This is a genomic window from Microvirga roseola (assembly GCF_020866965.1).
Lineage (GTDB): Bacteria > Pseudomonadota > Alphaproteobacteria > Rhizobiales > Beijerinckiaceae > Microvirga > Microvirga roseola.
Window position 1 is genome coordinate 74,361 of the sequence record NZ_JAJATX010000007.1, and the last position, 12,633, is coordinate 86,993.

At 65.7% G+C, this 12,633-nt stretch carries 10 protein-coding genes; 3 read left to right on the forward strand and 7 right to left on the reverse strand.

Features of this window, described 5'->3' with window-relative positions:
• Positions 1–2 precede the first annotated feature (2 nt).
• The 6 genes from LG661_RS06885 to LG661_RS06910 all read right to left on the reverse strand — a co-directional run bounded on the left by LG661_RS06885 (position 3) and on the right by LG661_RS06910 (position 6,845).
• Positions 3–812, reverse strand: coding sequence for an HpcH/HpaI aldolase family protein (locus LG661_RS06885; RefSeq protein WP_230531138.1), 810 nt, complete (start codon positions 810–812; stop codon positions 3–5).
• Between the two features lie 11 nt (positions 813–823).
• Positions 824–2,557: an L-arabinonate dehydratase gene (gene araD / locus LG661_RS06890; RefSeq protein WP_230531139.1), complete on the reverse strand. Its 1,734-nt coding sequence runs from the start codon at positions 2,555–2,557 to the stop codon at positions 824–826.
• Between the two features lie 12 nt (positions 2,558–2,569).
• Positions 2,570–3,421, reverse strand: a complete 852-nt coding sequence (locus LG661_RS06895; RefSeq protein WP_230531140.1) for a carbohydrate ABC transporter permease — start codon at positions 3,419–3,421, stop codon at positions 2,570–2,572.
• 5 nt (positions 3,422–3,426) lie between these two features.
• On the reverse strand, positions 3,427–4,365 hold the full coding sequence (locus tag LG661_RS06900; protein WP_230531141.1) for a carbohydrate ABC transporter permease: 939 nt from the start codon (positions 4,363–4,365) through the stop codon (positions 3,427–3,429).
• A gap of 80 nt (positions 4,366–4,445) precedes the next feature.
• Positions 4,446–5,708 carry an ABC transporter substrate-binding protein gene (locus LG661_RS06905; protein ID WP_407666669.1) on the reverse strand — a complete coding sequence of 421 codons (1,263 nt, stop codon included), beginning with the start codon at positions 5,706–5,708 and terminating at the stop codon, positions 4,446–4,448.
• 63 nt (positions 5,709–5,771) lie between these two features.
• Complete coding sequence (locus tag LG661_RS06910) at positions 5,772–6,845, reverse strand: ABC transporter ATP-binding protein (protein ID WP_230531142.1); 1,074 nt, start codon at positions 6,843–6,845, stop codon at positions 5,772–5,774.
• 262 nt (positions 6,846–7,107) lie between these two features.
• On the opposite strand from LG661_RS06910, the gene LG661_RS06915 reads away from it, so the two are divergent.
• Positions 7,108–8,166 (forward strand): LacI family DNA-binding transcriptional regulator, encoded by a 1,059-nt coding sequence (locus LG661_RS06915; RefSeq protein ID WP_230531143.1) that lies wholly within the window; start codon positions 7,108–7,110, stop codon positions 8,164–8,166.
• A gap of 90 nt (positions 8,167–8,256) precedes the next feature.
• Here the strand turns inward: LG661_RS06915 and LG661_RS06920 are convergent, their stop codons facing one another.
• Positions 8,257–8,922, reverse strand: a complete 666-nt coding sequence (locus LG661_RS06920; protein WP_230531144.1) for a hypothetical protein — start codon at positions 8,920–8,922, stop codon at positions 8,257–8,259.
• Positions 8,923–9,838: 916 nt separating this feature from the next.
• Between LG661_RS06920 and LG661_RS06925 the strand changes: the two genes are divergently transcribed.
• Both LG661_RS06925 and LG661_RS06930 read left to right on the forward strand, forming a co-directional pair.
• Positions 9,839–11,830, forward strand: coding sequence for an AMP-dependent synthetase/ligase (locus LG661_RS06925; protein ID WP_407666670.1), 1,992 nt, complete (start codon positions 9,839–9,841; stop codon positions 11,828–11,830).
• A complete protein-coding gene (locus LG661_RS06930) occupies positions 11,827–12,627 on the forward strand; it encodes an ABC transporter ATP-binding protein (RefSeq protein ID WP_230531146.1) in 801 nt (266 codons plus the stop codon). The genes LG661_RS06925 and LG661_RS06930 overlap by 4 nt, the downstream gene beginning before the upstream one ends.
• Positions 12,628–12,633: the final 6 nt, after the last annotated feature.

Below are 12,633 nucleotides of genomic sequence, written 5' to 3' on the forward strand. Positions count from 1 at the left end.
CCTCAATAGGCAGCGGCGGCGGCAGGCGTCGGGGCTGGCTGGCTGCCGCGCAGGGTGCCGAGCCAATCGCTGGCGCGACCGGTCATCATGGCGATGTCGGACGCCATCGCGGCGAAGTCATAGCCGTAATCGATGAAGCGGCGCACCATCTCCGGGTTGGGACCGACGATCCCCACCGGCTTCCCGGCGGCATGGCAATCCTTGGCCGCCTTCTCGATCAGCGCCTGCACCTCGGGATGGGCGATATTGCCGATATAGCCCATGGCGGCGGAGAGATCGCCCGGCCCGACGAAGAGCGCATCCACCCCCGGAACCGCCGCGATCTCCGGCAGGCGCTCGATGGCCTCCGGCGTCTCGACCTGGAGGATGACGGCCACCTCGTCGTTGGCGCGCTTCAGGTAGTCGGTCGCCCGACCGAAGCGTGAGCTGCGGTGGATCGCCGCCACCCCGCGCACGCCGTGGGGCGGATACTTGGCGTAGGAGACGGCCTGGCGCGCCTCCTCGGCATTCTGGATGAAAGGCACCATGATGGTCTGGGCGCCGGCGTCCAGCACGCGCTTGATGAGGACCTGATCGTTCCAGGCCATGCGCACGACGGCTTCAGCCGGAGTGCAGCCGATGGCGCGCAGGATATGGGCGAGGTCGGCCACCTCGATCGGCACATGCTCCATGTCGACCACGAGGAAGTCGAAGCCCGTATGGCCCATGGCCTCGGCTGTCGCCGGAGCCGCAGCCATCAGCCAGGTGCCCAACGGCGGACGCGGGCCAGCGCCCTGCAGCCAGCGCTTGAAGCGGTTCTCGATGTCGATCATGGGCCTGCCCTCTAGAAGATCACGGGCTCGGCCACCGGGCCGGGCGTGCTCAGGAAATCGAAGTCGCAGCCCTGATCGGCCTGCGAGACATGGCGCTGGTAGAGCGCCGCAAAGGAGCGTTCATAAAGGGGCGCGCTCGGCTTCCATGCGGCGCGGCGGCGCTCCAGCTCCGCCTCGTCCACCCGCATGTCGAGACGGCCCGCCTCTACGTCGAGCTCGACGAGATCGCCGGTCTTGAGCAGGCCGAGCGGACCGCCGACGGCGGCTTCAGGCGCAACGTGCAGGATGCAGGTGCCGTAGTGGGTGCCGCTCATGCGCCCGTCGCAGATGCGCACCATGTCGCGCACGCCCTGTTTCAGGAGCTTCTTCGGGATCGGCAGATTGCCCCATTCCGGCATGCCGGGCGCGCCGACGGGACCGGCATTGCGCAGCACGATCACCGTGTCCTCGGTGATGTCGAGATCGGGATCGTCGATGGTCCGGTTCATCTCGGCGGGGCTGTCGAAGACGAGGGCCGGGCCGACGTGCTTGAGGAATTTCGGGTTCGCCGCGGAGGACTTCATCACCGCGCCGTTGGGCGCGAGATTGCCGCGCAGGAGCGCCAGGGTCTTGCCCTTCGAGAGCGGCACGACCGGGTTCTCCGGGCCCCGGATCACCTCGTCGTTCCAGCACTCGGCTCCGGCGATGTTCTCGCCGAGCGTTCGGCCGTTCACGGTCAAGGCCGTGGGGTCGAGGTGCGCTTCGAGCTTCTTCAGGAGCGCCGTCAAGCCGCCCGCGAACCAGAAATCCTCCATCAGGTACTCGCCGGACGGGAAGAGGTTGGCGCAGACCGGCACTCGGCCCGCCATCTCGGACATGTCGTCGAGGGTGAGATCGACGCCCGCGCGGCGGGCCATGGCGATCAGGTGGACGGCGGCATTGGTCGAGCCGCCGAGCGCCATGTAGGCGACGAGCCCGTTGCGGAAGCTCCGCGCATCGAGGAAGCGGGAGGGCTTCCAGTCCTCCCAGATCATCTCGATGATGCGCTCGCCGCAAGCGGAAGCCATGCGCGGATGGCCGCTGTCGGCGGCGGGAATGGAGGACGCGCCGGGAAGGGTCAGGCCCATGGCGTCCACGATGGAGGTCATGGTGGAGGCCGTGCCCATGGTGTTGCAGGTGCCGATGGAGCGGGTCATCCGGCTTTCCAGATCGACCCAGTCGTCCTGCGTGATGTTGCCGGCGCGAAGCTCGTCCCAGTATTTCTTCGTATGCGTTCCCGCGCCGGTCTTCTGGCCGCGCCACTGGCCGTTGGACATGGGTCCCGCGGGGCAGAAGATCACCGGAATGTCCATGCTGATCGCGCCCATGAGCAGGCCCGGGGTGGACTTGTCGCAACCGCCCAGCAGCACCGCCCCGTCCACGGGATGCGAGCGCAGCAGCTCCTCCACCTCCATGGCGAGGAAGTTGCGGTAGAGCATGGTGGTGGGCTTCACCATCACCTCTCCGACCGAGAGCGCCGGCAGCTCCACCGGGTAGCCGCCCGCCTGCCAGACGCCCCGCTTCACCGCCTCCGCGCGGTCGCGCAGGTGCGAATGGCACGGGCTCATCTCGCTCCACGTATTGACGATGGCGACCACGGGCTTGCCGAGGAACTCCTCGCGGCGCATGCCCATCTGCTGCGTGCGCTGACGGTGGGCGAAGCCGCGCATGTCGTCGGAGGCGAACCAGCGCTGGCTCCGCAGCTCTCCGAGGTTTCGGCGTGTCATCACAAAAATCCCTTATCCCTTGATGCCGCCGGAGGTCAGGCCGGATACGACGCGTTCCTGGAAGATCACGATCAGGATCGCGACGGGCACGATGCCGACGACGAGCGCCGCGGAAATCACCGGCCAGGGGAAGGCGAACTCTCCCTGGTAGAGGGTGATGCCGACCGGCAGCGTGCGGAGCGTCGGGCTGGAATTGAACGAGAGGGCGAGCAGGAACTCGTCCCAGGCGTTCACGAAGGCGAGAATCCCCGCCGTGAAGACGCCCGGCGCCGAGAGCGGCACCACGACCTTGAAGAGTGCGCCGATGCGGGTGCAGCCGTCGATCATGGCGGAGTTCTCCAGATCGCGCGGGATGCCCTCGAAAAATGAAACGAGGATCAGAGTGCAGACCGGAAGGCTCAGCACCGTATAGGGCAGGATCAGCGCGACCCAGGTGTTGAGCAGGCCGAGCGCCCGCATGATCTCGAAGAGCGGCACGAGGAGCGTCACGAGCGGAAAGGTCGAGACAGCAATGATGGCCGACAGGACCAGGTCCCTGCCCCGGATCTGGAGCCGTGCGATCGCATAGGCCGCGAGCACCGAGATGAAGAGCGTCAGCGCCGTGGACAGGATTGCCACCATGAAGCTGTTGAACAGGAAAAGCAGCAGCGGCTGGTCCGTGAAGGCGCGAAGGTAGTTCGCGATGGTCGGCGCATGCGGCAGCCAGGTGATCGGCTTCACCGTCAGCTCGGCCTCGGTCTTGAGCGAGGTGAACAGGATCCAGAGCGCCGGGAACATGCCGTTCACGACGAGGATGAAGCCGATGAGGATGCGCAGCGGCCTGCCTGAGAAGATGGAGCGGGTGGCGGGGGAATCGGAAGTCATGGCTGTCACCCCTTGGCCCGGATCATGCGCAGATACACGACCGTCACGCCCATGGAGAGGAGGAACATGACGACGGCGAGCGCGGAGCCGTATCCGAGGTCGAGGAAGTCGACCGTGTTCTGGTGGATATACATGGCGAGGGTCGCGGTGGAGGTGCCGGGGCCGCCCCGCGTCATGGTGTAGGGAATGTCGAAGGTCTGCAGCGCCGTGATCGTTCGGAAGATCAGCGCCACGACGATGGCGGGCTTGAGTAGCGGCAGGGTGATTTCGAAGAACTGGCGTATCCGCCCTGCCCCATCGACCTCCGCCGCCTCATAGAGCGAGCGCGGAATGGTCTGGAGACCGGCCAGGATGATCAGCGCCATGAAGGACGAGGTCTTCCAGACGATCGTCAGGCAGATCGCGGCGAAGGCCCAGTTGGCGGAATTGAACCAGATCACGCCCTCGAAGCCGAGACGGCGCAGCACGTCGTTCACGACGCCGTACTCGGAGTGGAAGAACCATGCAAAGATCAGACCCGCAAAGGAGAGCGGCAACGCCCACGGAATGAGGAGCGACAGCCTCGTCGGCCACTTCGTCTCGAAGGGCAGGTTCGCCATGAGGGCGAGGATCATGCCGACCACGAGGGCGCCGGGAACGGTGATGAGGGTGATGAGGATCGTGTTCCAGGTCGTCTCCCAGAACACCGGATCGTCGAGCATGAGGGCATAGTTCTCAAGCCCGGCGAAAGTGGCCGGCAGGCCTGACGTCAGGGAGAGGTTCTGAAAGCTCGTCCAGACCAGACGGCCGACCGGATAGACGATGATGAGCGCGAGCAGGAAGGCCGCCGGCAACAGCAGGAGCACGGCGAGCGTACGCTCGCTCGGATCGAGGAAGCGCGTCCACCATTTCGTGGCGCCCTCGGCCGGCGCCGAGACTAGGGTTGTTTCGCTGGCGGTCGCCATCGTCATTATCCTGCTCGGATGCAGTAATGGAGGGACAGACGCCCGAAGGCGTCTGTCCAAGGATTTGGTGCGAAAGAGGCTTACCGCAGGACGCGGTGCAGGCGGCTTTCCATCTGGTCGGCGCCCTGCTCCGGCGTCTGCTGGCCGGCGAGCACGCCGTTGACCGTCGTGCGGATGATCTCGCTGACCTCGTTGTAGCGAGGCGTCACGGGACGGGCCTTCGCGGTCTCGACGACAGGCTTCGCATTCGCGAACCACGGCACGGCCTTGGTCACGTCCTCATCCGTGTACTTCTCGGGGAAGGCCGGGAGCAGCGCGGCGTTGATCGCCATGAACTCCGAGGTCTCGGGGCTCGAGAGGTACTGCACGAGCTTCTGCGCTTCGGTCTTGTTGTTGGAATAGGAGGACACGCCCCATTCCCAGCCACCCAGGCACGAGGCCGGCTCGCCGCCCTCGACTGCCGGCAGCTTCACCACGCCGACCTTGTCCTTCACGGCGGATTCGTTGCCCTGGAACTGACCCCAGGCATAGGACCAGTTGACGGCGAACACGACGTTGCCGGCCTGGAACTCCTTACGGGTGTCGTCGGTGGCGACCTCGGCGATGTTCTTCTTGGCGACGCCCTGGTCGACGAAGTCCTTCCACAGCTTGAGCGACTTCACCGCCGCATCCTTGTCGAAGGAGAGCTTGCCGTTCGAGACCAGTTGCTTGCCCATGCTCCAGTAAGGCAGGAGGAAGGTGCAGACTGCGCCCTCGATCGCCTTGCCCTGGAAGGAAAGTCCCTGCAGGTTCGGATCCTTCTCGGCCTCGGTGATCTTCTTGGCGGCGGCGGTCAGCTCGGCCCAGGTCTTGGGCGGCTGGATGCCGTGCTTGTCGAGGAGGTCCTTGCGGTAATACAGGAACATGGCGTCCGCGAATGCCGGCAGCGCCACGACCTTGCCGTCGACGGTGTTCGCCTCGGCATAGGCCGGCAGGTAGCGATCCATATAGGCCTTCACGTCCTTGCCGATGACCTCGTTGAAGGGCACCGTCCAGCCGGCAGCCGCATATTGCGCCGGGCGGATGACGTCGAGGATCATGACGTCAAGCGAAGAGTCCTTCGCGGTCATGACGGTGTTGAGATACTGCGCCTGCTGCTCGGAGGTGTTGCCGCCGGTCTCCAGCGTCACCTTCACGTTCGGGTTCTTGGCCTCGTACATGTCGAAGGCCTTGCGCCAGACATCCGGGCGGTGCTGGCTGGAGACGAACACGCGAAGGTTCGTCTGCTGCGCCATGGCGGCGGAGGCCGTCACGGTCATCGCTGCGCCGGCGAGCAGCAGCGTCAGGGTCTTGTTCAAAGTCATCGCTTCCTCCGTAGAAGTTTCGGATGCCGGTTCCTCGCCGCCATCTCCGTCGTTAAGGGCTGCTCAGTTGAGGGCCCGCTCCGTTGCCGCATCGAACAGATGGATCCGGGACGGATCGACACCGATGGACAGGATCTCGCCAGGCTGGGGCCGCATCTCCGGCGCGACACGCGCCGTGAGAGTGGCGCTCCCAAGGGCGAAATGGATGAGCGTGTCGGAGCCCAGCGGCTCGACGACCTGCACGCGACCGGACAGGGGCTGCCCCTCGCCGGCCGACACGAAATGCTCGGGGCGGATGCCGACGACGACCTCACGGCCTTCGAGCCCGTTCGCCTTTCCGGCGCCGTTTCGATGCAGGGGAAGATGCTCGCCGCCGTCAAACACGATCTCGCCGCTCTGGACGACGCCCTTGGCGAAGTTCATGGCGGGCGAACCGATGAAGCCGCCGACGAAGATGCTGGCGGGGCTGTTATAGACCTCGTCCGGCGTGCCGACCTGCTCGATCTCGCCGCCCTTCAGGATCACGATCCGGTCGGCCAGCGTCATCGCCTCCACCTGATCGTGGGTCACGTAGATGATGGTGGTGCCGATGGCCTGGTGGAGCCGCTTGATTTCTGTGCGGACTTGGCCGCGCAGCTTGGCGTCGAGGTTGGAAAGCGGTTCGTCGAAGAGAAAAACCTGCGGACGGCGCACGATGGCACGGCCCATGGCCACGCGCTGGCGCTGGCCGCCCGAAAGCTGACTCGGACGGCGCTCAAGCAACTGGCCGATGCCGAGCATCTCGGCAGCCTGGGTGATGCGCGCCTTGATCTCGTCGGCCGCAACGCCCCGCACCTTCAGGCTGAAGGCCATGTTCTCATAGACGGTCTTGTGCGGGTAGAGCGCGTAATCCTGGAACACCATGGCGATGTCGCGCTCGCGCGGCGGCAGCTTGTTGACCACCTTCTCGCCGATGCGAATCTCGCCGCCGCTGATGCTTTCGAGACCCGCGAGCATGCGCAGAGTCGTCGACTTGCCGCAGCCGGACGGACCGACCAGCACGACGAATTCCCGGTCCGCGATCTCGAGATCGATGCCCTTCACGATCCGAAGCGAACCGTAACTCTTTTCAAGCCTACGGAAGCTGACCGACGACATGCTTCCTCCCTTCACCGTTCTTGCCGCGCCCGATATCGATGCGCTTACGCCAGATCGGCCGCAGGCAGGACCTGCAGCGGAATCTGGCTCATTGCGATTATCATAGCGCTACGATTTTCAGCTCGCAAGCCTCCCTGGAGAGTATCCAAAGAGATGAAATTGGCTGGCTACATTGGGCCGTACGCTTGGATTTGGGCGCAAACCATCCTATAAAGATGCGGCCTCCTCCAATCGGAGCGCTGCGAAACAATAAGGATAATCGGTGGATACTGGCAGCGGCACCGCACAGATTCGGGAGCCCCGCAGACGGCGGAAGATGCAGCGCGTCACCATGATGGACGTCGCCAAGCTCGCCCAGGTCTCCCCTTCCACCGTCTCGCTCTATTTGCGCAAGCCGGAGGCCGTTTCTCCGGCGGCGGGCCAGGAGATCGCCCGCGCCATCGGCGCCCTGGGCTATGTTCCCAACCTCGTGGCAGGCGGCCTCGCCGCCGCCTCCTCGCGGGTCGTCAGCATTATCGTGCCGTCCATCCGCAACGCCTTCTTCGCGGAAACCGTCTCGACCCTTCAGTCGGAACTCGCCGCCGAGGGCCTGCAGGTCCTCCTCGGGCACAGCGAATACGGCGAGGCACAGGAGGAGGCCCTGGTGCGCACAGCCCTCTCCTGGGCTCCGGCCGCCATCGTTCTCACCGGCCTCTCCCATAGCCCGGGCACGCGCAAGCTGCTGGAGGCCAGCGGCGTGCCTGTCGTGGAGATGTGGGAGTTGGGCGGCGAGCCGCTGGACATGGCTGTCGGCTTCAACCATCCGCAGGTCGGCGCCTCGGCCGCCCGACATCTGCTCTCCAAAGGGCGCCGGAATCTCGCCTTTCTCGGAGCCCGCATGCAGGAGGACCACCGCGCCGCGCAGCGCGCCAGCGGTTTCGAGGAGGCATGCGGGGCCGGCGGGGCTACCGCTTGCGAGGTCATCAATCATCTCGGCGCCGCAACCGTGGAGGCGGGCACCCTTCTCCTGAACCGGGCGCTCCAGCAGATCCCGGACCTCGACGGAATCGCCTGCTCGAACGATCTGATTGCGCTTGGCGTCCTCTTCGAATGTCAGCGCCAGGGCATCGCGATCCCGGGACAGGTCGCCGTGATCGGCTTCGGGGATCTCGACTTCAGCGCCTCATGCATTCCCTCGCTCACCACGATCAGGCCCTCGGGAGACCTGATCGGCAAGGAGGTGGCGCGCCTGATCCTGAGCAGCATTCAGGGCGCCCGGGTCGAGGGAGCCCAGCGCATCATCGACACTCACCATGTCCTGATCGAGCGGCGCAGCACGTGACCATCCTGCAGGCTTGGAACCGCAAGCCGCCAGCCGCAAAGGAACAGCCCCGGCCGCATGACAGCCGGGGCTTTTTCGATCTGCTGACGCTCAGGCTCGCTTAGCGCTCGTGTCCGCCGCGGCCACCGGAGCCGCCATGGCCACCATGCCCACCGGAGCCGCCGTGTCCACCGCCGGCCGGGTTGCCCGGACCATGTCCGCCGGGAGCGCCACCGGGGTCGGAATGGCCTCCGCAGTTGCACCCCTCCGAGCCGCCACCGCCAGACCCGCCGCCTCCGGAGCCACCGCCGCCGGAGCCACCGCCCCCTCCGGAGCCTCCAGACCCTCCGCCGCCAGAGCCGCCTCCGCCAGATCCGCCGCCTCCAGTGCCACCGCCGCCGGAGCCACCGCCCCCTCCGGAGCCTCCAGACCCTCCGCCGCCAGAGCCGCCGCCGCCAGATCCGCCGCCTCCCGTGCCACCGCCGCCGGAGCCCCCGCCCCCTCCGGAGCCTCCCGACCCGCCGCCGCCAGAGCCGCCGCCGCCAGATCCGCCGCCTCCCGTGCCACCGCCGCCGGAGCCACCGCCCCCTCCGGAGCCTCCAGACCCTCCGCCGCCAGAGCCGCCGCCGGACGAGCCTCCGCCTCCGCCGCCTTTACCGCCGCCGCTGCTGCCGCCTCCACCCGTGCCGCCGCCGGAGCCGCCGCCGGTTCCGCCCCCAGAGCCCCCGCCTCCGGAGCCTCCCCCGCCGGAACCTCCTCCCGGGCTGCCACCGTCATTGCTGGCCATCGACTCGCCGCCACTCCCGCCCTGGCGGCTGGTGCAGACGGCCCGCCCGGTCGCAGGATCGATCCAGCCGTCGCTGTAGGCGCAGTTCCGATTCCAGAATGGACTTGCGAAAGAAGGCGCCGGAGCGGCCACCGGCACCGCCGGGCTCCGCGGAAGCGGCGCAGCGCCCGTCGAGCCCGTCACGACAACGTCCCGATCCCATCCGCGATTGGCGGCACGCTGTGCTGGAGGCACAACGGCGCAACGGCAGATTTCCTGACCGCGCACGATGCGCAGGCGACAATTCGTGTACATGGATGTGTCGGGAACATCGGGCACGCATTGCCGAACAGGCCCTGCTCCGGGACCGAACAGGTCGGCTGCCAGCAACGATGTCGGCGAGACAAGGAATAAAAGAGAGCCGGAGAGAGCAAGGGCGTGCAAACGCTTCATAGTTCACCTTCACATGAGCAGCGGGAATCTGGGCTCCTTGGACAGAGAACTATGCTATACCTTGATATTAATCCTAATTTCGATTGATCGTCGGAGTTATCACGTATCTCTTTATTCTTCTGTGCTTATTCTTTTTTCTGCTCAGTCACTCAAATTGGTTAGTTGCGCTCCCGCTAACCGCTTACCCCTTGTGGCTTGCCGGCCAGCCCGCCTCGACGCCCGGCGCGGCTCCTTGCCCCAACGAAAGGGACCTCGCCTGTGGCCTATAGGGCCGCGACATCCATTAGCCCATGGTAGTGGGGGCTGCGCTCAAGTCGGCTCTTGTGGTTCCCGACCCACCGTTTAAGAATGCCTCGCAACAAGGCTCCTCAAGAGCCGCCGGCAAAGACCGGTAGGTCGTGCGGAACAACAAGAAACCGCACGCCAGAGGAAACGAGGCCAGCCTGCGCGCGCAAGCGTGCGGAGACCAGGGAGGTGACGTCGGTGGCGACGGCAGCGGATTCGCGCGAGGATACGTTCCCCAAACTGCTTGCGCGGAATGCGCGCGTCCGCCCGGACCGGACGGCGTTCAGGCACAAGGATCTCGGCATCTGGCAGTCCTGGACCTGGAAAGAGGTTCACGAGATCGTCCGCGCCTATGCCGCGGGCCTGCAGGCGCTGGGCCTTCAGCGCGGCGGCAAGATCGCCATTGTCGGATACAACCGTCCCTATCTCTACTGGACCATCGCCGCCGCCCAGTGGCTCGGCGCCGTGCCGATTCCCGTCTATGCCGATTCCGTTGCGGAAGAGATGGCCTATGTCCTCGCCCATGCGGAAGTGACCCTGGCGGCGGTGCAGGACCAGGAGCAGGTCGACAAGATCCTCTCCGTCTCCGACCAGATGCCGCAGCTCGCCCATGTGCTCTACGACGAGGACAAGGGCCTGAGGGACTACGACCACAGCCGCCTGCACTCCATCGTGTCCGTGATCGAGGAGGGTCGCGCGCGACTGGCCGAACCGCAGGCGATGGCGGCGGTCGAGGGCGAACTCCAGGCCGGGAAAGGCTCGGACCTTGCAATCATTCTCTACACTTCGGGCACAACGGGCCGCCCCAAAGGCGTGATGCTCACCTCCAACGCCGTCATCGCGGCGGCGCGGATCGGCTGCGACTTCGACAAGCTCGACGAGACGGACGAGATCCTGGCCTATCTGCCGATCGCCTGGGTCGGCGACCACATCTTCTCCTACGCGCAGGCAATCCTCGCCGGGATGTGCGTGAACTGCCCCGAAAGCCCCGAGACCGTGGCCGAGGACCGGCGCGAGATCGGCGCCACCTACATCTTCGCGCCGCCGCGCATCTTCGAAAGCATGCTGACGCTCACCATGGTGCGCATCGAGGATGCCTCGGCCCTGAAGCGCGGCATGTTCCACTTCTTCATCCGCCACGCGAACAAGGTCGGCGAGCGAATCCTGAACCGGGAAGCCGGGATCGGTCTCTGGGACCGCTTCCTCTGGCATGTGGGCAACGTGCTGGTCTATGCCCCCCTGCGCAACCGCTTCGGCATGACCCGCGTGCGCACTGGCTACACCGCGGGCGAGGCCATCGGGCCGGAAATCTTCCGCTTCTACCGCTCCATCGGCGTGAACCTGAAGCAGCTCTACGGACAGACCGAAGCGGGCGTCTACATCACCATGCAGCCGGACGGCGAGATCCGAGCCGACACGGTGGGCCGCCCCGCTCCCGGAATCGAGATCCGGATCGCGGAGAACGGCGAGGTTCTCTACCGCTCCCCGGGCGTCTTCACGGGCTACTACAAGGACGAGGAGAAGACGACGGAAACGAAGACGCCCGACGGCTTCGTGCATTCGGGAGATGCGGGCTTCTTCGACCAGACCGGCCATCTCAAAATCATCGACCGGGCCAAGGATGTGGGCAAGATGCGCGACGGTGCGCTCTTCCCGCCGAAATACATCGAGAACAAGCTGAAGTTCTACCCCAACATCAAGGAGACGGTCTGCTTCGGAGACGGACGGGACTATGTCGCCTGCTTCATCAACATCGATCTCGTGGCGGTCAGCAACTGGGCCGAGCGCAACGGGGTCGTCTACGCCTCCTATCAGGAGCTCGCAGGCCACCCGCTGGTCTACGACATGATCGAGAAGCACGTGGACGAGGTGAACCGCTCGCTCGCCTCCGAGCCTCGCATGGGCGGCGCCCAGATCAAGCGCTTCCTGATCCTGCACAAGGAGCTCGACGCCGACGACGGCGAGCTGACGCGGACCCAGAAGGTGCGCCGCGGCTTCATCGCCGATCGCTATGCCCCGCTCATCCAGGCGCTCTACAGCGGAGCGACCGAAGCCGACATCTCGACCGAAGTCACCTTCGAGGATGGCCGCAAGGGCGTAATCTCCGCCCGCGTGAAGATCCGCGACATGGATCTCTACCCGATCGAGCCAGCCACATCCCTCCCGGAGGCCGCGGAATGAGAGCGCCCGATCATCCCATTCTCGCCAAGGGCGACGTGCTGCTCGCCGTCGAGAACGTGTCCTTGGGTTTCGGCGGCGTGAAGGCCCTGACGGACGTGTCCTTCGACATCCGCAAGAGCGAGATCCGCGCCATCATCGGGCCGAACGGCGCCGGCAAGACCTCAATGCTCAACTGCATCAACGGCTTCTACTATCCGACCGAGGGCAGCATCACCTTCCAGGGTCTCAAGCGTCCCAAGATGCGCCCCTACGAGGCGGCGCGCGGCGGCATCGCCCGCACCTTCCAGAACGTCGCCCTCTTCAAGAGCATGTCGACCCTCGACAACATCATGGCCGGGCGCTCGATCAAGATGCGCTCTAACTTCTTCTGGCAGCTCTTCCGCCATGGCCCGGCCATGAGGGAGGAGGTGGAGCACAGGAAGGTGGTGGAGGAGATCATCGACTTCCTCGAGATCCAGCACATCCGCAAGACCCCGGTGGGACGCCTGCCCTATGGCCTGCAGAAGCGGGTCGAGCTGGCCCGCGCGCTCGCCATGGAGCCGGAGCTCCTGCTGCTCGACGAGCCCATGGCCGGCATGAATCTGGAAGAAAAGGAAGACATGTCCCGCTTCATCATTGAGGTGAACCAGCAGTTCGGCACCACCATCGCTCTCATCGAGCACGACATGGGCGTGGTGATGGACCTCTCCGACCGGGTCGTGGTGCTGGAATACGGCCGCAAGATCGCGGACGGCACCCCCGACGAGGTGAAGCGCGATCAGCGCGTCATCGACGCCTATCTCGGCGTGGCGCACTGAGGGCGA

Coding starts and splice junctions, on each gene's coding strand:
- LG661_RS06910 (WP_230531142.1), bottom strand. CDS start 6,845: ATGTCGTCGGTCAGCTTCCGTAGGCTTGAAAAGAGTTACGGTTCGCTT.
- LG661_RS06895 (WP_230531140.1), bottom strand. CDS start 3,421: ATGACTTCCGATTCCCCCGCCACCCGCTCCATCTTCTCAGGCAGGCCG.
- LG661_RS06920 (WP_230531144.1), bottom strand. CDS start 8,922: ATGACGGTGGCAGCCCGGGAGGAGGTTCCGGCGGGGGAGGCTCCGGAG.
- araD (WP_230531139.1), bottom strand. CDS start 2,557: ATGACACGCCGAAACCTCGGAGAGCTGCGGAGCCAGCGCTGGTTCGCC.
- LG661_RS06900 (WP_230531141.1), bottom strand. CDS start 4,365: ATGGCGACCGCCAGCGAAACAACCCTAGTCTCGGCGCCGGCCGAGGGC.
- LG661_RS06905 (WP_407666669.1), bottom strand. CDS start 5,708: ATGACTTTGAACAAGACCCTGACGCTGCTGCTCGCCGGCGCAGCGATG.
- LG661_RS06885 (WP_230531138.1), bottom strand. CDS start 812: ATGATCGACATCGAGAACCGCTTCAAGCGCTGGCTGCAGGGCGCTGGC.
- LG661_RS06930 (WP_230531146.1), top strand. CDS start 11,827: ATGAGAGCGCCCGATCATCCCATTCTCGCCAAGGGCGACGTGCTGCTC.